The organism is Curvibacter lanceolatus ATCC 14669, assembly GCF_000381265.1.
Taxonomy (GTDB): Bacteria; Pseudomonadota; Gammaproteobacteria; order Burkholderiales; family Burkholderiaceae_C; genus Curvibacter; species Curvibacter lanceolatus.
Genome location: NZ_KB906271.1, coordinates 70,795 through 93,786 on the forward strand (window position 1 = coordinate 70,795; position 22,992 = coordinate 93,786).

The 22,992-nt window shown below is 63.9% G+C and carries 18 protein-coding genes and 1 tRNA gene; 5 read left to right on the forward strand and 14 right to left on the reverse strand.

Going from position 1 to position 22,992, the window contains the following annotated elements; genetic code table 11:
• Positions 1–14 precede the first annotated feature (14 nt).
• The gene (locus F624_RS0124615) at positions 15–3,278 is read right to left on the reverse strand and encodes an efflux RND transporter permease subunit (protein WP_019577042.1); all 3,264 of its coding nucleotides are present in this window, start codon (positions 3,276–3,278) and stop codon (positions 15–17) included.
• A gap of 1 nt (position 3,279) precedes the next feature.
• Positions 3,280–4,317: an efflux RND transporter periplasmic adaptor subunit gene (locus F624_RS0124620; protein WP_019577043.1), complete on the reverse strand. Its 1,038-nt coding sequence runs from the start codon at positions 4,315–4,317 to the stop codon at positions 3,280–3,282.
• Positions 4,318–4,455: 138 nt separating this feature from the next.
• Between F624_RS0124620 and F624_RS0124625 the strand changes: the two genes are divergently transcribed.
• The 3 genes from F624_RS0124625 (at position 4,456) to F624_RS0124635 (ending at position 6,160) form a co-directional block, all read left to right on the forward strand.
• Complete coding sequence (locus F624_RS0124625; protein ID WP_031256176.1) at positions 4,456–4,806, forward strand: ArsR/SmtB family transcription factor; 351 nt, start codon at positions 4,456–4,458, stop codon at positions 4,804–4,806.
• Between the two features lie 71 nt (positions 4,807–4,877).
• Complete coding sequence (locus F624_RS0124630; protein WP_031256177.1) at positions 4,878–5,477, forward strand: putative pterin-binding protein; 600 nt, start codon at positions 4,878–4,880, stop codon at positions 5,475–5,477.
• 113 nt (positions 5,478–5,590) lie between these two features.
• A complete protein-coding gene (locus F624_RS0124635; RefSeq protein ID WP_019577046.1) occupies positions 5,591–6,160 on the forward strand; it encodes a DUF2242 domain-containing protein in 570 nt (189 codons plus the stop codon).
• On the opposite strand, the gene F624_RS33655 is transcribed toward F624_RS0124635, so the two are convergent.
• From F624_RS33655 to uvrB, 11 genes are all read right to left on the reverse strand, one after another.
• Positions 6,144–10,007: a PAS domain-containing sensor histidine kinase gene (locus F624_RS33655; protein ID WP_019577047.1), complete on the reverse strand. Its 3,864-nt coding sequence runs from the start codon at positions 10,005–10,007 to the stop codon at positions 6,144–6,146. The genes F624_RS0124635 and F624_RS33655 overlap by 17 nt on opposite strands.
• Positions 10,008–10,260: 253 nt before the next feature.
• A tRNA-Val gene (locus tag F624_RS0124645) sits at positions 10,261–10,335 on the reverse strand.
• Positions 10,336–10,411: 76 nt separating this feature from the next.
• Positions 10,412–11,122 carry a DNA polymerase III subunit epsilon gene (gene dnaQ, locus F624_RS0124650; RefSeq protein ID WP_019577048.1) on the reverse strand — a complete coding sequence of 237 codons (711 nt, stop codon included), beginning with the start codon at positions 11,120–11,122 and terminating at the stop codon, positions 10,412–10,414.
• A complete protein-coding gene (fdx, locus tag F624_RS0124655) occupies positions 11,122–11,460 on the reverse strand; it encodes an ISC system 2Fe-2S type ferredoxin (RefSeq protein WP_019577049.1) in 339 nt (112 codons plus the stop codon). Before fdx ends, dnaQ begins: the two co-directional genes overlap by 1 nt.
• Before the next feature lie 53 nt (positions 11,461–11,513).
• On the reverse strand, positions 11,514–13,376 hold the full coding sequence (gene hscA, locus F624_RS0124660; protein WP_019577050.1) for a Fe-S protein assembly chaperone HscA: 1,863 nt from the start codon (positions 13,374–13,376) through the stop codon (positions 11,514–11,516).
• A 54-nt stretch (positions 13,377–13,430) separates the two neighbouring features.
• Positions 13,431–13,949 (reverse strand): Fe-S protein assembly co-chaperone HscB, encoded by a 519-nt coding sequence (gene hscB / locus F624_RS0124665; RefSeq protein ID WP_031256179.1) that lies wholly within the window; start codon positions 13,947–13,949, stop codon positions 13,431–13,433.
• A gap of 88 nt (positions 13,950–14,037) precedes the next feature.
• Positions 14,038–14,361, reverse strand: a complete 324-nt coding sequence (gene iscA / locus F624_RS0124670; RefSeq protein WP_019577052.1) for an iron-sulfur cluster assembly protein IscA — start codon at positions 14,359–14,361, stop codon at positions 14,038–14,040.
• Positions 14,362–14,364: 3 nt separating this feature from the next.
• Positions 14,365–14,751 (reverse strand): Fe-S cluster assembly scaffold IscU, encoded by a 387-nt coding sequence (gene iscU, locus F624_RS0124675; RefSeq protein ID WP_019577053.1) that lies wholly within the window; start codon positions 14,749–14,751, stop codon positions 14,365–14,367.
• A 33-nt stretch (positions 14,752–14,784) separates the two neighbouring features.
• On the reverse strand, positions 14,785–16,005 hold the full coding sequence (locus F624_RS0124680) for an IscS subfamily cysteine desulfurase (protein WP_019577054.1): 1,221 nt from the start codon (positions 16,003–16,005) through the stop codon (positions 14,785–14,787).
• Positions 16,006–16,093: 88 nt separating this feature from the next.
• Positions 16,094–16,630, reverse strand: coding sequence for a Fe-S cluster assembly transcriptional regulator IscR (iscR, locus tag F624_RS0124685; protein WP_027478580.1), 537 nt, complete (start codon positions 16,628–16,630; stop codon positions 16,094–16,096).
• A gap of 305 nt (positions 16,631–16,935) precedes the next feature.
• Positions 16,936–19,053, reverse strand: a complete 2,118-nt coding sequence (gene uvrB / locus F624_RS0124690) for an excinuclease ABC subunit UvrB (protein ID WP_043426650.1) — start codon at positions 19,051–19,053, stop codon at positions 16,936–16,938.
• A gap of 153 nt (positions 19,054–19,206) precedes the next feature.
• Between uvrB and F624_RS0124695 the strand changes: the two genes are divergently transcribed.
• Entirely contained in the window at positions 19,207–20,403 is a 1,197-nt protein-coding gene (locus F624_RS0124695) for an amino acid aminotransferase (RefSeq protein ID WP_031256180.1), read from the forward strand.
• 87 nt (positions 20,404–20,490) lie between these two features.
• On the opposite strand, the gene ygiD is transcribed toward F624_RS0124695, so the two are convergent.
• The gene (gene ygiD / locus F624_RS0124700) at positions 20,491–21,384 is read right to left on the reverse strand and encodes a 4,5-DOPA-extradiol-dioxygenase (RefSeq protein WP_031256181.1); all 894 of its coding nucleotides are present in this window, start codon (positions 21,382–21,384) and stop codon (positions 20,491–20,493) included.
• Positions 21,385–21,543: 159 nt separating this feature from the next.
• On the opposite strand from ygiD, the gene F624_RS0124705 reads away from it, so the two are divergent.
• Entirely contained in the window at positions 21,544–22,992 is a 1,449-nt protein-coding gene (locus F624_RS0124705) for a polyhydroxyalkanoate depolymerase (RefSeq protein WP_019577059.1), read from the forward strand.

Genomic DNA, 22,992 nt, shown 5'->3' on the forward strand with positions numbered 1-22,992 from the left:
AGACTCCTTGGGATTCAGGTGGAGGAAGGCGGCGCATGACGGCGCCGGTAGGCCGCGTAATACAGCGTGGGAATGAGCACCAGGGTGAGCAGCGTGGAGACGCCGATGCCGAAGATCAGCGAGATGGCCAGGCCATTGAAGATGGGGTCGTCCAGGATGAAGAAGGCGCCCAGCATGGCCGCCAGGCCGGTCAACAAAATGGGCTGGGCCCGGGTGACGGCCGAGTGGACGATGGCCTGCTTGAAGGGCACGCCTTCGCGCAGTTGCAGGTGGATGAAATCGACCAGCAGGATGGAGTTGCGCACGATGATGCCGGCCAGCGCGATCATGCCGATCATGCTGGTGGCGGTGTACTGCGCCCCCAGCAGGGCGTGGCCAGGCATCACGCCGATGATCGTGAGCGGGATCGGGGCCATGATGATCAGGGGCGTGAGGTAGGAGCCGAACTGGGCCACCACCAGCAGGTAGATCAGGATCAGGCCCACGCCATAGGCGGCGCCCATGTCGCGGAAGGTTTCGTAGGTGATCTGCCACTCACCGTCCCACTTGAGGGCGTAGGCGCGCTGAGACTCGGCGGGCGCCTGGAAGAAATACGCCTGCAAAGCCCCGCCGCCCGGCGGCACCAGGGCCTGGATGTCGCCACGCATCTTGAACAGGCCATACAGCGGGCTGTCGATGCGGCCGGCCATGTCGCCGGTGACGAAGTTCACGGGCTGCAAATCCTTGTGGTAGACCGGCTGCTCGCGCAGGCTGTCACTGAGGCGGACCAGCTCGCGGATGGCCACCGTGCGGCCCGAAGGTCCGCGCACCTGCAACTGCAGCAAGGCGTCCAGATCGCCCTGGCGCTCTGGGGGCAGGCGCAGCAACACCGGTGTGGGGTACTTGCTGGCATCGTGCAGGTAGGTGGCGGCCTCACCGCTGAGGCCGGCGCGCAGGGTGGCCACGATGGCGGCCTGCGGGACGCCTGCGGCAGCGGCCTTTTGACGATCGATCAGCACCAGCTTGCGCGGGGCTGCGGCGATGGAGGAGTCGTCCACATCGACCACCGAATCGGTCTTCTCGAAGATGGCGCGCACCTGCCGGGCCAGGCTGAGCCGGCCTTCGGCCGTGGGGCCGTAGATCTCGGCCACCAGCGGGGCCAGCACGGGTGGGCCGGGGGGCACTTCGACCACTTTGACGTTGGCACCGAAGCGCTGGCCGATCTGCTGCAGCGCCGGGCGCAGGCGGGTGGCAATGGCGTGGCTTTGCTCGCTGCGGTGATGCTTGTCGACCAGGTTGACCTGCAGGTCACCCAGTTCGCTGCTGGCGCGCAGGTCGTACTGCCGCACCAGGCCGTTGAAATTGATCGGGGCCGCCGTGCCGGCATAGGCCTGGTAGTCGGTGACCTCGGGCTGCCGGGCCAGGTAGGCGCCGAGTTCGTGCAACACGGCGGCGGTCTGTTCGACCGGGCTGCCGGCGGGCAGATCGACCACCACCTGGAACTCCGATTTGTTGTCGAAGGGCAGCATCTTGAGCACCACCAGACCCGCCACCGGCAAAGCCACCGACAAGGCGATCAGCCCCGCCACGGCCAGGCCCAGCAGCCGGCGATTGCGGGTGCCCCGCTGCTCATCAAGCAAAGGGGTGAAGATGCGCTGGAAGCCCTGCTCCAGCCGCGCGGCAAGACCGGTGGCCGAGCCATGTGCGGTGGCCCCGGCGCCTGGAGCCTGGGGCTTCATCCACAGGCGCGACAACCACGGCGTGACGATGAAGGCGATCAACAGCGACAGCAGCATGCCCATGCTCGCATTGATGGGGATGGGGCTCATGTAGGGCCCCATCAGGCCGCTGACAAAGGCCATGGGCAGCAGGGCCGCGATCACGGTGAAGGTGGCCAGGATGGTGGGGCCGCCCACTTCGTCCACCGCGCCGGGAATGAGTTCAGCCAGGGTCTTGCCGGGGTACAGCAACTGGTGGCGGTGGATGTTCTCGACCACCACGATGGCATCGTCGACCAGGATGCCGATGGAGAAGATGAGCGCGAACAGCGACACCCGGTTGAGGGTGAAGCCCCAGGCCCAGGAGGCAAACAGGGTGACGGTGAGGGTCAGGATCACGGCACTGCCGACGATGGCGGCCTCGCGCCGGCCCAGCGCGATGAAGACCAGGGCGACCACCGAGGCGGTGGCGAACAGCAGCTTCTGGATGAGCTTTTGCGCCTTGTCGTTGGCAGTGGCCCCGTAGTTGCGGGTTTCGGCCACGTGCACGGCCTCGGGGATGAGGGTGTTGTGCAACTGGGCCACACGGGCCATGACGCCGTTGGCCACGTCGATGGCGTTCTCGCCAGGCTTCTTGGTGATGGCCAGGGTGACGGCGGGGTACTCGCCTGCAGGGGCCGCCTGGGGGCCTGCGCCCTGCCCGACCACGCCGTGCCACACCAGGCTGTTGGCCGCAGGCGCGCCATCGCGCAGCTCGGCCACGTCGCGCAAAAAGACCGGGCGCCCTTCACGCACCGCCACCACCACCTCGGCCACCTCGCGGGCACTGCCCAGATAAGGGCCGGCTTCGAGCGCCAGGGCCCGATTGCCCTGCAGCAGATCGCCCAGGGGCGCGCCCTGGTTGGCGCCTTGCAGGGCGCGGCGCAGGTCGTCCACGGTGACGCCCAGGGCGGCCAGGCGGGCCCCATCCAGCTGCACCTGCACGGCATGCCCCGGGCCGCCCACGGTGCGCACCTCGCGCGTGCCGGGCACGCGCTTGAGCTCCAGCTCCAGGCTGTGGGCCACGCGCTCGAGGTCGTAGGCGCCGATGGCGGGGTCGGGGCTGTACAAGGTCAGGCTGACGATGGGCACATCATCGATGCCCTTGGGTTTGATCAGGGGTTCGAGCACGCCCAGGCCCGGGGGCAGCCAGTCGCTGTGGCTGCGCACGGTGTCGTGCAGGCGCACCAGGGCCTCGGTGCGCGACACGCCCACCTTGAACTGCACCGTGACCACGGCCAGGCCGGGGCGCGACACCGAGGTGACATGCTCGGTGCCCGCCATCTGGGCCAGCACCTGCTCAGCCGGCGTGGCCACCATCTGCTCGACATCGGCCACGCTGGCACCCGGGAAGGGAATCAGCACATTGGCCATGGTGACGTTGATCTGGGGCTCTTCCTCACGCGGGGTGACAAGCACGGCGAACAAGCCCAGCAGCAGCGCCACCAGGGCCAGCAGGGGCGTGATCTGGGCGCTCTGGAACAGCGCGGCGGTGCGGCCTGCCAGACCCAGGCGGGGGGTGTCGTGGGTGGGGCGGTTCATGTCAGCGCACCTGGGCAGCAGCAGCCTGGGGGTCGAGGACCACGGACTCGCCCTCGCGCAGGCCGGTCAGCACCTCCACCTGATCGCCGCGGGTTTCGCCCAGGCGCACCTGGCGCAGCACCGGGCGGCCCTCGGCCGCCATGACATACACCGCCTGCAACTCGGCCCGCCGCAACACGGCGGCTTGCGGCACCAACAGCCTGGCGGGTGCACCACTGAGCACGCGCCCTGGCAGCCACACCCGGGCAAAGCGGCCCGGGGCCAGTGCCGCAGACACGTCGGCGGGCAGCGTCAGGCGCAGCGTGCGGGTATGGCTGACGGGGTCGACGGCGGGCAGCCACTGCCCCTGCGGCGCCACGAAGGCCGGCAGGCCGTCCACCTGCACGCGGACCTGCCCCTGCTGGGAGGCCTGCGATTCGGGCACCTGGACGCTGAGGCGCAGCGAAGCCGGGTCGAACAGGGTGAGCAAGGGCCGCCCGGGCGAGGCCAGATCGCCCAGGGACACGGGCAGCTCGCTGATCACCCCCGCATACGGCGCACTCACGCTGTAGTAGCCCGACTGGGTGTGCGCGGCCGTGGTTTGCGCGGCCGTGGCGCGCACCTGGGCCTGGGCCGTCTGCAAGGCCGCCAAGCTGCGCTCCAGCGCGGCCTGGCTGACGTACTGCTGCTCGAACAAGGCCTGCTGACGCTGGTGTTCGCGCTGGGCCTGGGCCGCCAGGGCCCGGGCCGCCTCCAGTTGGGCCTGGCTCACGTCAACCCCTGATTGGGCCGCCCGCGCATCCAGACGCATCAACAACTGCCCGGCCTTGACTGTGTCACCTGCTTTCACCGGCAGGGCCACGATGGCGCCCTGAACCTGGGCCGCGATCACGGTCTGCCGCCCGGCCTCGACCACCGCGTCCAGAGCGAGGCCCTGCGCTGCGCCGGTCACCACCGTCACCGGAGCCGACCGCAAATTGGCGGGAGCGGCAGCCCAAAGCGGAAGGCTGGCAACCATGCCCAGGGAGAGCGCCAAGGTGGCAAGGGGTTGGAGTTTCATGGACAAAGGCTTTCGACAGAGAGATATCGCTATTTGCTTAATTCATTATTTAGCTATTCAGTTAAATAAGCAAGTGATACCATTCAAAGCCGTAAAGCTGGCCACCATGGCCGGCCGCTAGCCATGGAAGTGCAGACGATGGAAAACATGCCGCAAGAGGCCCTGGAAGAGGTGGCCGCCTACTTTCAGGTGCTGTCGGAACCGACCCGGCTGCAACTGCTGAACCTGCTGCGCGATGGCGAGCGCAATGTGGGCGATCTGGCCCAGGCCTGCGGCTTCACGCCGGCCAACATCTCGCGCCACCTGAGCCACCTGACCAAGCACGGCCTGGTCAGCCGTGAGGCCCGCGGCACCAGCGTGTACTACCGCATCGCGGATGAATCGGTCTACCAGTTGTGCGATCTGGTGTGCGGCAACATTGCGCGGCTGTATGAACGTGCCCAGAAGCGGCACACCGTGTTTGCGCGAGAGGGCGATGGAGGCCCCTGAGCCCCCATCACGTTGAAGCCGACACGAACGGCAGGCAAAATGGCGCGCCCCCATCGGGAGTGGAGAACACCATGGAAAAAAGAGACTTCATGACCCTGGCCGGCCTGACCGGCTTGGCCCTGAGCACCCTGAACGCACCGGCCCGGGCCCAGACCCAGCCGGCGGCCAGTGCAGAGCCTGTGCTGCTGACGGTGACCGGCGCGGTGGGCAAGCCCAACCGCGGTGCGCTGGACCACGCGCTCGACCAGATGATGGCCAAGCAAGGGATCGAGTTCAAACAGGCCACCACCTTCACGGCCAGCAGCCTGGCCAAGCTGCCTGCGATCAGCATCCGACCCAAGCTGGAATACGACAGCAAGCCCCACGAACTGAGCGGCCCACTGCTGACCACGGTGCTGGAAGCGGCTGGCGTGACGCTGCAGCCCACGCGCCCGATCGAGTTGCGGGCCGTGGATGGCTACAACGTGACGTTGACGGTGGCCGAGATCCGCGACCGCCAGATGATCGTGGCCACCCACCTGGACGGCAAACCCATGGGCCTGGGCGGCCTGGGCCCCCAGTGGGCGGTGTACGACCCGGAACACATCCCCTCGCTCAAGGGCAAGCCTTTGAACGAAGGCTTTGCCAAGTGCCCCTGGGGCCTGTACCACATTGGCGTCAAGCCTGCGTGAACGCCAGTGGGCGGGTGCCGGGATTGGCGCCCGCAAGGCGGACGGACGGTGAGATGGCGCAATAATGCAGGATGGGGCTCAGCCCTCCACAACCCGTCGGCTTCACCGTTCCCATGACCCTGTTTTCGTTGCCGTCTGTGCATCTGGCCCGCCGGGCCGCCCTGCCCCTGGTTCTGCTGCTGACCTTGTCGGGCTGCAGTCTGTTGAGCAGCAAGCCCGCACCGGGCCACTCGGCCTACCAGGCCGAGCAGTTCCAGCCGAACGAGAATTTTTCGCGCCTGTTCGACGCCAGCCCGGAAACCACCTGCGAAGCCGCCCGCCGGGCCTTGCTGAGCCAGGGCTATGTGATCACCCAGGCCAAGCCCGCCAGCATCAATGGGCAGAAAAGCTTTCAGCCCGATGGGGACACCCACCTGGAGATCACGTTCACCATCGTGTGTGTGCCCGATGGGCGCGACAAGAACATCGCCACGGCCTACGTGACGGCGCAGCAGGACCGCTATGCCGTGAAGAAAAGCAGTTCGGCCACCAGCGTGGGGGTGAGTGCCATCGGCTCCATATCGCTGCCGCTGTCGTCCACCCAGGACTCGATGGTGAAAGTGGGTTCTGAGACGATCCTGGCCCCCACCTTCTACGACCGCTTTTTTGGCCTGATCAGCCGCGAGGTCAAAGACCTGCCCTGAGGTCGCCGGCCGGCGGGGTGGGCTCAGGCAGATCCACCAGCCCCGGTGTGCCGACCACCGGTGCCTCCAACGGCAGCTCGATGCTGAAGCAGGTGCCCTGCCCTGGCTCGCTCTGCACCGAGATGCTTCCCCCCAGCACGCGGGTGACCAGGGTCTGGCAAATGGACAGGCCCAGGCCGGTGCCGCCGCGCCCCAGGCGGGTGGTGTAAAACGGATCGAAGATGCGCCGCAGGGTGTCGGCCGACATGCCCCGCCCCTGGTCACGCACCTCCAGCCGCACCCGGCCCTGCGACAAGCCCCACGCACTGATCAGCACCTGCCCCGGTGGCAGGTCTTCATAGGCGTGCTCAAGGGCGTTGCTGAGCAGATTGAGCAGCACCTGGCCCAAGGGCCCAGGGTAGCTGTCGAAGTGCAAACCCTCAGGCACCTGTGCCACCACCTGCAGGCTGCCGCGGCGCAGCGTGGGCTGGTGCATCTGCAGGATTTCGCGCACCACTTCGTCGAGCATGAAATCGCGCCGCTGCAGGCTGGTCTGATCGGCCGCCACCTGTTTGAAGGTGGAGATCAGATCGGCGGCGCGGCTGAGGTTCTTGAGCAGCATGGACACAGCCTCAGCAGTCTGGCTGACGTGCAAGGCGAGCCCGCTGCGGGTGAGGCCCTGGCTGGCCACGCGCCCGAACTGCTCCACCTCGGAGCGCAGCGTGGTGGCCACCAGCACGCTGTTGCCGATGGGGGTGTTGAGTTCGTGGGCCACGCCCGCCACCATGCGCCCCAGGGCCGCGTGTTTTTCTGAGCGCAGCAGTTCGTCCTGGGTGCTGTGCAGCGACGCCATGGCCTCGGTGAGTTCATGGTTGGCTTGGGTGAGGGCCTGGGTGCGTTGTGCCACCGCAGCCTCCAGCATGTGGTTCATCTGCTCCATCTGCTGGCGGGCGCGTCGTTGGTCGCTGATGTCCACGATGCCGAACAAATAGCTGCGCTGGCCTTCCAGATCCAGGGTGCGGCCTGAAGCCACACAGTCGAGCACCGCGCCATCGGAGCGCCTGAGCGCGATCTCCAGTTCGTCGACGGCGCCGTCGCGGCGCAGGGTTTCGTACAGGCGATCACGGTCAAGGGCTGAGGCAAACAGGCCGAACTCGTTGGAGCCATGACCCAACACCTCTTCAGGCGCGTAACCGAACAAGCGCAACCAGCTGCGGTTGACGTCGTAGTAGAGGCCATCGTCGCCGATCACGGCCAGGGCAGCCGGGGAATCCTGGAACAACAGGGCCAGGCGCCGCTCGCTGGCCTGCAAGGTGGCCTGGGCCCTCTTCTCTTCCACGATGCTTCGGTTGACGCCCAGCAGGCCGGTGAGTTCACCAGCCTCATCAAAGAGCGGAATCTTAACGCTGTGAAACGGCACCAGGCTGCCATCGGGGCCGGTCAGTTTGGCCTCAGGCTGCACCAGGGTCTGTCGGTTCTTGTAGACCCATTCATCGTCGTCGAGTGATTTGCTGCGGACCCGTTCGCCCACCGGCAATGCGTTGGTGTGCTGCAGCAATTGCTGCTTGGTAGCCCCCATGAAGCTGGCCATCCACTGGTTGACCAGCAGGTAATTGGACGCGGTGTCCTTGACGAAGATACCCATGGGTATGGCGTCAACCACGCGCTCCAACAGGCGCCGGCTGTTGCGCAACTCCTCCTCGACCCGCTTGCGCTCGGTGATGTCCACCAACTGGCTTTGCCACGCGGCCTGCCCCTGCCAGGACACCGGCAGCATGTAGGTCAACACCGTGCGGATCTCGCCGGAAGGGTGGCGCAGATCCATCTCCATGCCTTCGATGCGCCCGTCACTCTGCAGGCGCTGCAGCAGGCGATCCCGCGCCTGGGTGTCGGCATGCAGGTTCAGATCGCGGATGTTGTGGTTGAGCAATTGTTCGCGGGTGTGCCCCACCAGCCGGCACAAGGCATCATTGCAGGCCAGCGTGTGCCCGAAATCGTGGGTGGAGAAGATGCGTGCCGGTGTGGGGCTGCCGTAGAAGGCCGACTCGAAACCTTGCTGCAGCGCACGCAAGGCTTCTTCGGCCCGGTGACGCTCGGTGATGTCGATGCCCATGCACACCAGGCGCACCTGCCCATCGAACTCTGGCAGGCGAAACAGGGAACACAACTGCCAGCGAGGCTCGCCCACCGGGGTGTTGATGCCCAACTCAAAACTTTGCGCCGGGCCCTCGCGACACAGTTGCTCAAAGGCCTGCTGCCATTGGGCGCGGCCAGCAGAACTGTCATCGGCCCAACCCGGCACCAGCGCCGGCAGGGTCTGGCCCAGGGCCTGTGCACTGGCAATGCCAAACAGCTGCTCGGAGGCATTGTTCCAATAGAGCACCCGCCCTTGCAAGTCGTATTGCTGCACCGCCACGGATGGGGTGTTGTCCAGCAAAGCCTGCAAGCGGGTTTCGCTGAGGACCAGGGCTTCTCGAGCCAGTTCAGCGGCTGTGACGTTCTGCCACACCCCGACCATGCGCTCTCCGCCGCGGTCATGCGACACCTGGGCCCTGACCAGGGCCCACTGGAGTTCACCCGTTGGCGCGAGAAGCCGGTACTGGGTATTCAATAGCCCGCTGCGCCAAGCCTCTTGCACCGCCAGTGCAACCCCATCGCGGTCGTCAGGGTGGATGAACTGACGTGAAAAATCCGACCAGCTCCAGGGCGATACCAGGCTGGCCAAGGGGCTGGAGGACGGGCGGGCGGGTGCATCTTCATCGTCGTCACCCCCCCAACGCACCAGGTCGGTGGCGCGGTCAAGCTCCCAGTAGATCAGGCCTGCGACTTCGACCGCCAGACGCCAGCGCTGACGGCTCTCACGCATCAACTGGGCCTGTTGATGCTGGCGAGTGACATCGCGCATCTGCCCAAACCAGCCAATCACCTCACCCTGCTGCTGACCCTCGTCTGCACTGGATACGGCCTGCCAGGTTGCAACGGCGCGCTCGGGGACCAAGTGCAACAGGATCATCCTGTGCTGCCCCCCACCCCAGCGCATCGGAATCTCTTCACGCACCTCTTCGCCCTGCAAGACGCGGTCAATCAAGGGCCGCATGGTGGTGTTGATGGACTCGTCCCAAAGGTCTTCGATGCTGCGCCCCACCAATTGCGCCAAGTCCATGCCCAGGGCACGGGCATAGCGTTGGTTGACCCAGAGACAACGCCTGTCCTGGCCCCAATGCGAGAGCATGGAGGGCACATGCTCGGCGATGTTCTCGAAATGGCGGCTGCGGGCCTCATAGCGCTGCCGAGCCAGGGCCAGCCCGATCAATTGCTGCTCACCATCGCGAAACACCTGATAGAACAGGTAGGCGCTCAAGCCAAATGCCAGCACCCAACCCGCCACGGTGCGTTGCAAGGCGAGCACCGGCAATTCCGCAAAAGAACCCATGCCTTGCAACTCGAGCGCCAGCATGGCACCCAGCGAGAGCAACATCGACAGCAACATGGTGCGCCGACCCAGCATCCATCCACTGAGGGCACCGATCAAGATGTAGGCACCCGCCAGCAGAGAACGGTCCAGTGCCGTGAATGCCGCGGAACAACTCACCCAGGCCATGACACCGAGCCACAGACACCAGGCGGCCGCGCGCCACGCGGCACGGCGCAGACACAGCAGGGTCGCGGCTGAACCGATCAGCGCGGCGATCAGGCCCGGCATGCCCGACGATGGGGGTACCTGTGCGATCCACTGGCTCAGGCCCATCAGCAGCGCGCTGCAGGCCACCAGCCAGGCCAGGCGTTGCAAATGGCGCTTTGCCAGGTCCGCACGCAACAAATCCATGGCTGCATCGGCATCGAACATCCAAGCTTCTTCGTGAGCCATTGCACCGTTCCATGACATGGGCCCAGGCCCAAACAAGTGAAAACAATCTCCTGGCGACCAAGCACACCGGAAGACTGTGTGCTGCCAAGTGGCGGCAAGTAGATGATAGGTGGCCTGACAAAGGGCAACAGCCCGGCACAACCCCAATGCAGCGCCCGTGCAGGAAAATGGGGCAGAAAACAAAAAACCCCGAGAAGTCGTTTAGACTTTCGGGGTTTTTGCGCTGAGGGCATCGGCATGCCATCAGCAATTTTGGTGGGCGATACATGGATCGAACATGTGACCCCTGCAGTGTGAATGCAGTGCTCTACCGCTGAGCTAATCGCCCTTGCCGCTTATCGTGTTGCGCTTTACTTATCGTTTAGTGCTTCACTGCGTCAAGAACTCTATTATGGCACAGTTTTTTAGCTGTTTTCGAAAGTTCGCCAAATTGTTTTGCCGCCACTCGATTTATCGAGCTGGGTCATGACATCGGCGTGCGCGGCCAGCTCTTGCTCGCTGGCCTCCAGCACCGGCAGCTCGATGCCGCTCAGGTCGAAAGCGACCACCTGGGTCTGGGTCTCTTCCTCGGAGCCGGCATCGATCAGCAAGGCATCCTGGCCTCGCGTCATGTACACATAGACATCGGCCAGCAACTCGGCATCCAGCAAGGCGCCGTGCAGTGTGCGGCCCGTGTTGTCGACACCCAGACGTTCGCACAAGCCATTCAGCGAATTGCGCTTGCCGGGATACATCTCCTTGGCGAGAGCCAGGGTGTCGAGAATGCCCGAGACGTAGCTCTTCAACGGGGGGCGGCCCAGCAGCTCCAACTCTTTGTTGAGAAAGCCGACGTCGAAGGGCGCGTTGTGGATGATCAACTCGGCGCCCTGGATGTAGTCCAGGAACTCATCGACCACGGCCACGAACTTGGGCTTGTCGCGCAGGAACTCGGTGGTCAGCCCGTGGATGCGCAAAGCATCTTCATGGCTGTCGCGCTCTGGGTTCAGGTAGTAATGCAGGTTGCGGCCGGTCAGCTTGCGGTTGACGAGCTCGACGCAGCCGATTTCGATCACCCGGTCGCCGTTCTCGGCAGACAGGCCGGTGGTCTCGGTGTCAAAGACGATCTGGCGCGACATCAGTGGTTCTCTTTGGCGTGGTTGATCGTGTACTTGGGAATCTCGATCGTGAGGTTGTCGCGGGCCACGATGGCTTGGCAGCTCAGGCGTGACTGCGGCTCCAGCCCCCAGGCGCGATCGAGCAGGTCTTCTTCGGTTTCCTCAGGCTCGTTGAGCGAGTTGAAGCCTTCGCGCACGATCACGTGGCAGGTGGTGCAGGCACAGCTCATGTCGCAGGCGTGCTCGATGTTGATGTGGTTGTCGAGCAGCGCCTCACAGATGTTGGTGCCGGTGGCCACTTTGATTTCGGTGCCCTCGGGGCAGTACTCGGGGTGAGGCAGGATTTTGATGACGGGCATGGCAATGGATCGGTAAGGGGGTTGGCCTTGGATGGGGGCGTCAGATTCGAGTGTCAGAGCGAGTCGACCTGGCGGCCGGCCAAAGCCTGCTGGATGCCGCGATTCATGCGGCTGGCAGCAAAGGCTTCGGTGCCCTTGGCCAGCGCTTCGGTGGCGGCTTCGATGGACTTGGCCTCATCGAGCGACTTGGCCGCCAAGGCGGCGTCGATCAGGGTGTCCAGGGTGGCGCGTTCGGCATCTGACAACAGGTCGCCATCGGCCTTCAGGGCGCTGCGCGTGGCCAGCACCATGCGGTCAGCTTCGAGTCGGGCTTCGGCCAGCGCACGGGCCTGCATGTCTTGCTGGGCGGTGCTGAAGCTGTCTTGCAGCATGCGGGCAATCTGGTCGTCCGACAGGCCGTACGAGGGCTTGACTTCGATGGCTGCCTCCACACCGCTGATCATCTCGCGCGCAGCCACTTGCAGCAGGCCATCCGCATCCACGGTGAAGGTGACCCGGATGCGCGCGGCACCTGCGGCCATGGGCGGAATGCCACGCAACTCAAAGCGCGCCAGGCTGCGGCAGTCGGCCACCAGGTCGCGCTCGCCCTGCACCACGTGCAAGGCCAGGGCGGTCTGGCCGTCCTGATAGGTGGTGAAGTCTTGCGCCATGGCGGTGGGGATGGTCTGGTTGCGCGGCACGATGCGCTCCACCAGACCGCCCATGGTCTCCAAGCCCAGCGACAGCGGGATCACATCCAGCAATAACAGGTCGCCGGTCTGATCGTTACCGGCCAGTTGATTGGCCTGGATGGCGGCCCCCAGGGCCACGACCTCGTCGGGGTTGAGGTTGTTGAGCGGGGCCTTGCCAAAGTAATCGTGCACGGCCTGCTGCACCTGAGGCATGCGTGTGGAGCCCCCGACCATGACCACACCCTGCACTTCGTCACGCTCGAGTTGCGCATCGCGCAAGGCCTTGCGCACCGCGCTCAGGGTGCGGGCGGTCAGGGCCTCGGTGGCGGCGTGAAAATCGCCGCGGCGCACCGGGTGGCGCAAGGGGCCGGTGCTCAGATCGGCCACGAAATCAACCGTCTCGGCATCCGTGAGGGCTTCCTTGCAGGCCCGGGCAGCCACCCGCAAGCGGGCCAGGTCGTGCGCATCGGCAGCCTGGACGCCCGTCTGGGCCAGCACCCAGGCGGCCAAGGCCTGGTCGTAGTCATCACCGCCCAGGGCCGAATCGCCCCCCGTGGCAATCACTTCGAACACACCCCGGGTCAGACGCAGGATGGAGATATCGAACGTGCCGCCGCCCAGGTCGTACACCGCGTAAATGCCTTCGCTGGCGTTGTCCAGCCCATAGGCGATGGCGGCAGCGGTGGGCTCGTTGATCAGGCGCAGCAGCTTGATACCGGCGAGCTGGGCTGCATCCTTGGTGGCCTGGCGTTGGGCGTCGTCGAAATAGGCGGGCACGGTGATGACCGCGCCGTACAGGTCGTCGTTGAAGCTGTCTTCGGCCCGGTAGCGCAGCGTGGCCAAAATCTCGGCACTGATCTCAACCGGCGACTTGACGCCGGCCACCGTCTGCAGGCTGACCATGCCCTGCTCCGGCTCGCCCACAAAGCGGTACGGCAGGCGCGACACGTCCTTGAGGTCGTTCAGGCCCCGCCCCATGAAACGCTTCACCGAAACGATGGTGTTCTGGGGGTCGGTGGACTGGGCCGGCAGCGCGTCAAAACCGATCTGGCGCCCACCGCCCTCCAGGTAGCGCACGGCCGAAGGCAGGATCACCCGGCCCTGCTCATCGGGCAGGCATTCAGCCACGCCATTGCGCATGGCAGCCACCAGCGAATGGGTGGTGCCCAGGTCGATGCCCACGGCAATGCGACGCTGGTGGGGATCGGGGGACTGACCGGGCTCGGAAATCTGGAGAAGCGCCATGGAATTCTTTTCGGGTTCGGGGGATGTGGCAAACGCCACAAATGCGACAAACGCTTATTGTCCCAGTTGATCCAGCCGGGACTCAATGTCGCGCTCAAATCGCGCAATGAACATGAGGGCTCTGACCTGTTGGGCTGCTGCGGCGAACTGCTGTTCGTCGTCCAGCAGGCGCCGGCAGGCCTCGATGGCCTGGGCCCGGGCGGCCCTCACTTCGGCGTCCAGTCCATTCAGGGCAGCGGCGCTGGTCGCATCATCGAGCGCTTCACGCCACTCCATCTGCTGCATCAGGAAGGCCGCAGGCATGGCGGTGTTGTTCTCTGCCTCGATGGGCGCACCGCGCAGTTCGCACAGGTAGGCGGCCCGGCGCAAAGGGTCTTTCAGGCGCTGGTAGGCCTCGTTGATGCGCACCGACCATTGCATGGCCACCCGTTGAGCCGCGCCGCCTTGTGCGGCAAAACGGTCAGGGTGGGCCTCGCGCTGCAGGTCTTTCCAGCGCTGATCGAGCGCAGCGCGGTCCTGGGCAAAGCGCTCGGGCACGCCGAACAGCTCGAAATCATTGGATTGCAGGTTCATGGCATTCAGTAAAAAAACCGCCAGCACGCAGGTGAAGGCGGTTTCATCAAGCAAGAGGCCGGCCAATGCCGGCCGGCACAGGCCGGTGTCAGACCCGGAAGCTTTCGCCGCAGCCGCAACGATCGCGCTCGTTGGGGTTGTTGAAGCGGAAACCTTCGTTCAGGCCCTCGCGGACAAAGTCGAGCTCGGTGCCGTCAATGTAGGCCAGGCTCTTGGGGTCGATCAGCACCTTGACACCATGGCCTTCGAAGACGATGTCTTCAGGGGCCAGGTCGTCGACGTACTCCAGCTTGTAGGCCAGGCCAGAGCAGCCAGTGGTCTTGACGCCCAGTCGCACGCCGATGCCCTTGCCCCGTCGGGACAGGTATCGGCTCACATGCCGGGCGGCCGCTTCAGTCAGGGTCACAGCCATGGTTTACTGCGTGTGCTTTTGTCGGTAGTCGTTCACTGCGGCCTTGATGGCGTCTTCAGCCAGGATGGAGCAGTGGATCTTCACGGGCGGCAGGGCCAGCTCTTCGGCGATCTGGCTGTTCTTGAGCGCAGCCGCTTCATCGAGCGTCTTGCCCTTGACCCACTCGGTCACCAGCGAGCTCGATGCAATGGCCGAGCCGCAGCCATAGGTCTTGAAGCGTGCATCTTCGATCACGCCGGTCTGCGGGTTCACCTTGATCTGCAGCTTCATCACGTCGCCGCAAGCCGGTGCGCCCACCATGCCGGTGCCCACCGATTCGTCACCCTTGTCAAAAGAGCCCACGTTACGCGGGTTCTCGTAGTGGTCTACCACTTTTTCAGAATAAGCCATGGCCAGGTCCTCAGTTCTTGGTTGGGTGTGCGCTCAGTGCGCAGCCCATTGGATGGTGCTCAGATCGACGCCGTCCTTGTACATCTCCCACAGCGGGCTGAGCTCGCGCAGGCGGTTGACGTTTTCGCGGATGGTGCCGATGGCGTAATCGATTTCTTCTTCGGTCGTGAAACGGCCGATGGTCATGCGCAGGCTGCTGTGCGCGAGTTCATCGCTGCGGCCCAGGGCGCGCAGCACGTAGCTGGGCTCCAGGCTGGCCGACGTGCAGGCCGAGCCCGACGACACGGCCAGGCCCTTGATGCCCATGATCAGCGACTCGCCTTCCACGAAGTTGAAGCTCATGTTCAGGTTCTGCGGCACGCGGCGCTCGAGGCTGCCATTGATGAACACCTGTTCGATGTCCTTCAAACCGTTGAGCAGGCGCTGTTGCAAGGCATAGGCCTTGGCGTTGCCTTCAGCCATCTCGGCCTTGGCAATCCGGAAGGCCTCGCCCATGCCCACGATCTGGTGCGTGGGCAAGGTGCCCGAACGCATGCCGCGCTCGTGGCCACCGCCATGGATCTGGGCTTCCAGGCGAACCCGGGGCTTGCGGCGCACATACAAGGCACCCACGCCCTTGGGGCCGTAGGTCTTGTGGGCCGTCATGCTCATCAGGTCGATGGGCAACTGGTTCATGTCAATCTCGACCCGGCCGGTGGCCTGCGCCGCGTCCACGTGCAGCAGGATGCCTTTTTCACGGCACAGGGCGCCAATCGCGGGGATGTCCTGGATGACACCGATCTCGTTGTTGACGAACAGCACGCTGATCAGGATGGTGTCGGGGCGAATCGCCGCCTTGAGGGCTTCCAGATCGAGCAAGCCGTCTTCCTGGACGTCCATGTAGGTCACATCAAAGCCCTGGCGCTCCAGCTCGCGCATGGTGTCGAGCACCGCTTTGTGCTCGGTCTTCAGGGTGATCAGGTGCTTGCCCTTGCCCTTGTAGAACTGGGCCGCACCCTTGAGGGCCAGGTTGATGGATTCGGTGGCGCCACTGGTCCAGACGATTTCACGCGGATCGGCACCGATCAGGTCGGCGACCTGACCACGGGCTTTTTCAATCGCTTCTTCAGCTTCCCAACCCCAGGCATGGCTGCGGGAGGCTGCATTACCGAAATGTTCACGCAACCAGGGGATCATGGCGTCAACGACGCGCGGGTCGACGGGCGTGGTGGCACCGTAATCGAGGTAAATGGGGAAATGAGGGGTCATGTCCATGGCTGGCTCAATCAAAACTGGCTTGCTGAAACGCAACAGCAATCGGGTAGACCGGCAACGCCCGTGGGGCGTGCCAGCGTTCAAAACATCACGACTTGGCGAAGGCGTTGCCCAGGGCGAACACCGAATTCGGTGCGTTGACACGGATCGGCTTGACCACGGGGGTGCTCGAAATCGCACGGCGCAACACAGGCTTGTCTTCGACCTGAACGCCCTTGGCAATCTGTTCTTCGACCAGCTTTTGCAGCGTGACCGAATCCAGAAATTCGACCATGCGCTGGTTGAGGGCCGACCACAGTTCGTGGGTCATGCAACGGCCGGCTTCACCCAGGCAGTTTTCCTTGCCGCCACACTGGGTGGCATCAATGGGTTCATCCACCGACACAATGATATCGGCCACCGTGATGTCGGCCGCCTTGCGACCCAGGGTGTAACCACCGCCCGGCCCACGGGTGGACTCGACCAGTTCATGCCGGCGCAGCTTGCCAAACAACTGCTCAAGGTAGGACAGCGAAATCTGCTGACGCTGGCTGATGGCGGCCAGGGTGACCGGGCCATTGTTCTGGCGCAATGCCAGGTCGATCATCGCGGTTACCGCAAAGCGGCCTTTGGTTGTGAGACGCATATCAAGCTCCTTCGTCAGGCTTGGTCTTGTTTCAAATACCTCGTGGCAGGGTATGCCGCAGGCTCCGTCCTCACCCCGTTATCCGGCTCTTGGGGCCGGCCCTTCATCGTTCTGGGTTCTTGACTGTTTGCGTCAAGTATATCACTAAGGCCAAATTAAACAGTCAGGTAAAAATACCGATCAGTCACAATTCAATCAATTGGGTCAATAGTACAAACAAATCGGGCTCCTGACCACCGGTTTCTTACGCCCAGGCAAAGGGCAGACTCGATGTTTGAACGGGCTTGCCCCCACAGAGTTCCTGACTACTTTCGCAAAGGCAGAACGACCACGTTGTCTGAGCCTGCCGCCCCGAAAGCCCTCTCCCGCAGCAATGCCAACTGGTCTCGCGCCTGGGCCGCCTTCTCGAACTCGAGGTTGCGGGCGTGTTCCAGCATTTCCTTCTCGAGGCGCTTGATTTCGCGCGCAATATCCTTCTCGCCCATCTCTTCGACGCGGGCTTTTTGCAAGGCAGACTGTTCCAGCTTCTCGGCTTCACGCCCGCTTTTTTCGCTGTAAACGCCGTCAATCAGGTCTTTGACCTGCTTGACAATGCTTCGCGGTGTGATGCCGTGCGCTTCGTTGTAGGCGATCTGCTTGAGGCGCCGGCGTTCGGTCTCGCCCATGGCTTTGCGCATGGACTCTGTGATGCGGTCGGCATACAGGATGGCGCGCCCATTCAGATTGCGAGCGGCACGGCCGATGGTCTGGATCAGCGAGCGTTCGGCACGCAGGAAGCCTTCCTTGTCGGCATCCAGAATGGCCACCAGAGACACTTCCGGGATGTCCAGCCCCTCGCGCAGCAGGTTGATGCCCACCAGCACATCGAACACGCCCAGGCGCAGATCCCGCAGGATCTCGACACGCTCAACGGTGTCCACATCACTGTGTAGGTAGCGCACCTTGACGCCGTTGTCCGACAGGTAATCGGTCAACTGCTCGGCCATGCGCTTGGTGAGGGTGGTGATCAGCACCCGCTCGTTCTTCTCGACCCGGATGCGGATCTCCTGCAACACATCGTCCACCTGATGGGTGGCAGGGCGCACCTCGACCACGGGGTCGACCAGGCCCGTGGGGCGCACCACCTGCTCCACCACCTGGCCGGCATGCTCGATCTCGTAGTTGGCCGGGGTGGCCGACACGAAGATGATCTGGCGCATGCGCTTTTCGAATTCCTCGAACTTCAGGGGCCGGTTGTCCAGCGCCGAGGGCAGGCGAAAACCGTATTCGACCAACGTGGTCTTGCGTGCCCGGTCGCCGTTGTACATGCCGCCCAACTGGCCGATCAGCACGTGGCTTTCGTCCAGGAACATGATGGCGTCCTTGGGCAGGTAGTCCGTCAGTGTGGAAGGCGGCTCGCCCGGCGCGGCGCCCGACAGATGCCGGGTGTAGTTCTCGATGCCCTTGCAATGCCCCACCTCGCTGAGCATTTCCAAGTCGAAACGAGTGCGCTGCTCCAGCCGCTGAGCTTCGACCAGCTTGCCCATGCCCACCAGCTCCTTGAGGCGGCTGGAGAGTTCTTCCTTGATGGTCTCCACCGCGGCCAGCACCCGATCCCGCGGGGTCACATAGTGGCTGGACGGGTAGACAGTGAAACGCGGGATCTTCTGCCGAATGCGTCCCGTCAAGGGGTCGAACAACTGCAGTGTCTCGATCTCGTCATCAAACAACTCGATGCGGATCGCCAACTCGCTGTGCTCGGCCGGAAAGATGTCGATGGTGTCGCCCCGCACACGGAACTTGCCGCGCGAGAACTCCATCTCGTTGCGCTGGTACTGCATGCGGATCAGCTGCGCAATGATGTCACGCTGGCCGAGTTTGTCGCCCACACGCAGCGTCATCACCATGCGGTGGTAGCTCTCAGGCTCGCCGATGCCGTAGATGGCCGACACCGTGGCCACGATCACCACATCACGCCGCTCGATGATGCTTTTGGTACACGACAGCCGCATCTGCTCGATGTGCTCGTTGATGGCCGAGTCTTTTTCGATGAACAGGTCGCGCTGCGGCACATAGGCCTCAGGCTGGTAGTAGTCGTAGTAGCTGACGAAGTACTCCACCGCGTTCTTCGGAAAGAATTCGCGGAACTCGCTGTACAACTGCGCCGCCAGGGTTTTGTTGGGCGCAAACACGATGGCCGGCCGCCCCAGGCGAGCGATCACATTGGCCATCGTGAAGGTCTTGCCCGACCCTGTGACCCCCAGCAAGGTCTGGAACACCTCGCCGTCTAGCACGCCATCAACCAACTGGTTGATGGCGGTGGGCTGATCACCCGCTGGCGGGTAGGGCTGGAACAGCTCAAAGGGCGAGCCGGGGAAAGACACAAACTCGCCCTGGTGTGCCGGCGCGGTATCGGGATGATCAACTTCGGTGGGTTCAGACATGGGCATGCTTGAAAAGTGGAAAAGGCCGTCGTGACAGCTGCCAAGCCGCCCTGGACAACCCAGGTGGCGGCCTGCGGCTAAAATTCAAACCAATCCGCCAGCCTAACCGAGGCGGCCGATTGACGCTACTGACAACCTTCAAGGACTTCTTTCATGTCTCTCTTCACTGCCGTCGAGATGGCTCCTCGCGATCCGATCCTGGGCCTCAACGAGCAATTCGCAGCCGACACCAACCCCAACAAGGTCAACCTCGGCGTGGGCGTCTATTTCGATGACAACGGCAAGCTGCCCCTGCTGCAATGCGTGCAAGCGGCTGAAAAGGCCATGATGGAAAAGCCGGCAGCGCGCGGCTACCTGCCCATCGACGGCATCGCAGCCTACGACGCCGCCGTGAAGAGCCTGGTGTTCGGCGCCGACAGCGAGCCCGTCACCTCGGGCCGCGTGGCCACCGTGCAAGGCATTGGCGGCACCGGCGGCCTGAAGATCGGCGCCGACTTCCTGAAGAAGGTCAGCCCCGATGCCAAGGTGCTGATCTCCGACCCGAGCTGGGAGAACCACCGCGCGCTGTTCACCAACGCCGGCTTCACGGTCGAGAGCTACGCCTACTACGACGCTGAAAAGCGTGGCGTGAACTTTGAAGGCATGCTGGCTTCGCTGAACGCCGCCGCCCCCGGCACCATCGTGGTGCTGCACGCCTGCTGCCACAACCCCACGGGTTACGACATCACCGCCGCCCAATGGGACCAGGTGATTGCCGTTGTCAAGGCCAAGAACCTGACCCCCTTCCTGGACATGGCCTACCAAGGCTTCGGTCACGGCATTGCCGAAGACGGCGCTGTGATCGGCAAGTTCGTGGCCGCCGGCCTGAGCTTCTTCGTCTCCACCTCGTTCTCCAAGAGCTTCAGCCTGTACGGCGAGCGCGTGGGCGCCCTGTCGGTGCTGTGCTCCGACAAGGAAGAGGCCTCGCGCGTGTTGTCGCAGCTGAAGATCGTGATCCGCACCAACTACTCCAACCCGCCCATCCACGGCGGTGCTGTGGTGGCTGCCGTGCTGGGCAACCCTGAACTGCGCGCCCTGTGGGAAAAGGAACTGGGCGAGATGCGTGTTCGCATCAAGGCCATGCGCCAAAAGCTGGTGGACGGCCTGAAGGCCGCCGGTGTACAGCAAGACATGAGCTTCATCACCACCCAGATCGGCATGTTCAGCTACTCCGGCCTGAACAAGGACCAGATGGTGCGCCTGCGCAGCGAATTCGGTGTGTACGGCACCGACACCGGCCGCATGTGCGTGGCAGCGCTCAACAGCAAGAACATCGACTACGTCTGCCAGGCGATTGCCAAGGTGATCTGAAGACGCTGAATCTGCAGGGGCCGAGCTCTCCGCCAAGCCCCTGCCCCTTCTAAAAAACCGCCTTCGGGCGGTTTTTTCTTGGCTGAATCAGCCCCAGACGACCGAGCGCATCGAAATCGAAGCCGATTGGAAATCGGCATTGAACACACGCGGCATCTCGCTGCGCTTGGCCGCCCCTGCGGCATACAGCAATGGCAGGTAATGCTCATGGGTGGGATGCGCGAGACGGGCCACCTCTCCCTGCCCCTGGAAGTCAACCAAGGCATCCAGTTCGCCGCGCTGCAGATGGCCCTGCACCCAGGCATCGAACTCACGCGCCCAATCGTAAGCCTGGGTGGCCGGCGCATCGCGTCGGGTGGCACGCAGGTTGTGCACCACGTTGCCGCTGCCCACGATCAACACGCCACGCTCACGCAAGGCACTCAGTTGCCGACCCAAGGCAAAGTGCTCGGATGCGGGACGCCCGTAGTCCATGCTCAATTGAATGACCGGGATGTCCGCCCGCGGAAACATGGATTTGAGAACGGACCAGGTGCCATGGTCAAAGCCCCAACGATCCGGATCAAGTTGCAACTCCGGTGTCAAAATTCCATCGCGCAGCACCTTGGCCAAGGCGGGAGCACCGGGCGCCGGATACTGCTGATCGAACAAGGCCTGCGGAAAGCCACCGAAGTCGTGGATCGTGCGTGGCCGGCTCATGGCGGTCAGCCAAAAGCCATCGGTCAGCCAATGGGCCGAGATGCATAGGATCAAGTTCGGCTTCGGGTAACGGCGCCCGAACTCCGCCCCCAGCTGAGCCCAGGCACGGCTGTAGGCGTTGTCGCCCAAGGCGTTCATGGGGCTGCCGTGGCCTAGAAAGAGCACGGGCATCCGGGGCGTCGCGGGCAGGGCCGACCATGCCGAAGCCGCGGCCGACCATGACAACAAGGGCGCCGAGGCGCTCAGGCCAGCAAAGGCCGACAAACAGGTTCTGCGCTTCATGGCGCGCTCAATGGGCAGTTCATCTGGAGCAGATTCGAGACCAACAGAACAGTTCCCTACAGAGAAATTTGACGCAATATTGGTGTTTTCACTCCAGACAAGACTACCCGATCGCTGGTATATTTGCTGCAGTGCAACATAACGATCTCAGGTCGCCCCATGCTTTATCAGCTCTATGAAACCCAACGCTCCTTGATGGAGCCGTTTGCCGATTTCGCCCAGGCTGCCTCCAAGCTCTACAGCAACCCGCTGTCGCCCTTGAGCCAGGCCCCCATGGCCCAGCGCGTGTCTGCAGGCTACGACCTGCTGTTCCGCCTGGGCAAAGACTACGAAAAGCCGGTGTTCGGCATCACCACCGTGGATGTGGATGGCGTGGGTGTGGCCATCCATGAGCGCGTCGAGATCGACAAGCCGTTTTGCGAACTGCGCCGCTTCAAGCGCTTCTCGGACGACCCGGCCACCCTGACCAAGCTCAAGGGCCAGCCCGTGGTGCTGATCGTGGCGCCTTTGTCGGGCCACTACGCCACCTTGCTGCGCGACACCGTGCGCACCATGCTCAAAGACCACAAGGTCTACATCACCGACTGGAAGAACGCCCGCCTGGTGCCCCTGAGCGAAGGTGAATTCCACCTCGACGATTACATCAACTACGTGCAGGAGTTCATCCGCCACCTGCAGACCACCTATGGCAACTGCCATGTGATCAGCGTGTGCCAACCCACCGTGCCCGTGCTGGCCGCCGTGTCGCTGATGGCCTCGCGCAAGGAACAGATCCCGCTGTCGATGACCATGATGGGTGGCCCCATCGATGCCAGCAAGTCGCCCACCTCGGTGAACAACCTCGCCACCAACAAGAGCTTTGAGTGGTTCGAGAACAATGTGATCTACCGCGTGCCGCACAACTTCCCAGGGGCTGGCCGACGCGTCTACCCGGGCTTTTTGCAGCACACGGGTTTTGTGGCCATGAACCCCGACCGCCACGCCACCAGCCATTACGACTACTTCAAGGACCTGATCAAGGGCGACGACGCCAGCGTCGAAGCCCACCGCAAGTTCTATGACGAGTACAACGCCGTGCTCGACATGGATGCCGATTACTACCTGGAAACCATCCAGACCGTCTTCCAGGACTTCAAGCTGGTCAAGGGCACCTGGGATGTGCGCAATGAACAGGGTGTGGTTGAACGCGTGCGTCCGCAAGACATCCGCAACACCGCTCTGCTGACCGTCGAAGGCGAGCTGGACGATATTTCGGGCTCGGGCCAGACCGCCGCCGCCCACGACCTGTGCAGCGGCATCGAATCCACCCACCGCAAGCACCTGGAAGCCAAGGGCGCGGGCCACTACGGCATCTTCAGTGGCCGCCGCTGGCGCGAGGTGGTGTACCCCACCGTGAAGCGTTTCATCCTCGACCACCAAAGCGCCGCAACGGCCGCCGCGCAGCCGGTCAGCAAAGCGGTTGTGGTCAGTGCGCCGGCCAAGGTCAGCACGCCCGCCAAGGCTGTGGCAGAAGCCAGCGCCAAACCCACGGCGCGTGCCAAAACGACCGGTGGCAGCGCCAAGCCGTCGTCCAGCAAGGCCGCACGCGGGCCTTCTGCCAAGGGTTGA

Coding starts and splice junctions, on each gene's coding strand:
- F624_RS0124635 (WP_019577046.1), top strand. CDS start 5,591: ATGACCCTGTTTTCGTTGCCGTCTGTGCATCTGGCCCGCCGGGCCGCC.
- hscA (WP_019577050.1), bottom strand. CDS start 13,376: ATGGCGCTTCTCCAGATTTCCGAGCCCGGTCAGTCCCCCGATCCCCAC.
- F624_RS0124620 (WP_019577043.1), bottom strand. CDS start 4,317: ATGAAACTCCAACCCCTTGCCACCTTGGCGCTCTCCCTGGGCATGGTT.
- iscR (WP_027478580.1), bottom strand. CDS start 16,630: ATGCGTCTCACAACCAAAGGCCGCTTTGCGGTAACCGCGATGATCGAC.
- F624_RS0124680 (WP_019577054.1), bottom strand. CDS start 16,005: ATGGACATGACCCCTCATTTCCCCATTTACCTCGATTACGGTGCCACC.
- F624_RS0124695 (WP_031256180.1), top strand. CDS start 19,207: ATGTCTCTCTTCACTGCCGTCGAGATGGCTCCTCGCGATCCGATCCTG.
- F624_RS0124630 (WP_031256177.1), top strand. CDS start 4,878: ATGGAAAAAAGAGACTTCATGACCCTGGCCGGCCTGACCGGCTTGGCC.
- F624_RS33655 (WP_019577047.1), bottom strand. CDS start 10,007: ATGGCTCACGAAGAAGCTTGGATGTTCGATGCCGATGCAGCCATGGAT.
- F624_RS0124705 (WP_019577059.1), top strand. CDS start 21,544: ATGCTTTATCAGCTCTATGAAACCCAACGCTCCTTGATGGAGCCGTTT.
- dnaQ (WP_019577048.1), bottom strand. CDS start 11,122: ATGTCGCGCCAGATCGTCTTTGACACCGAGACCACCGGCCTGTCTGCC.
- hscB (WP_031256179.1), bottom strand. CDS start 13,949: ATGAACCTGCAATCCAATGATTTCGAGCTGTTCGGCGTGCCCGAGCGC.
- iscA (WP_019577052.1), bottom strand. CDS start 14,361: ATGGCTGTGACCCTGACTGAAGCGGCCGCCCGGCATGTGAGCCGATAC.
- iscU (WP_019577053.1), bottom strand. CDS start 14,751: ATGGCTTATTCTGAAAAAGTGGTAGACCACTACGAGAACCCGCGTAAC.
- F624_RS0124615 (WP_019577042.1), bottom strand. CDS start 3,278: ATGAACCGCCCCACCCACGACACCCCCCGCCTGGGTCTGGCAGGCCGC.
- F624_RS0124625 (WP_031256176.1), top strand. CDS start 4,456: ATGGAAAACATGCCGCAAGAGGCCCTGGAAGAGGTGGCCGCCTACTTT.
- fdx (WP_019577049.1), bottom strand. CDS start 11,460: ATGCCCGTCATCAAAATCCTGCCTCACCCCGAGTACTGCCCCGAGGGC.
- ygiD (WP_031256181.1), bottom strand. CDS start 21,384: ATGAAGCGCAGAACCTGTTTGTCGGCCTTTGCTGGCCTGAGCGCCTCG.
- uvrB (WP_043426650.1), bottom strand. CDS start 19,053: ATGTCTGAACCCACCGAAGTTGATCATCCCGATACCGCGCCGGCACAC.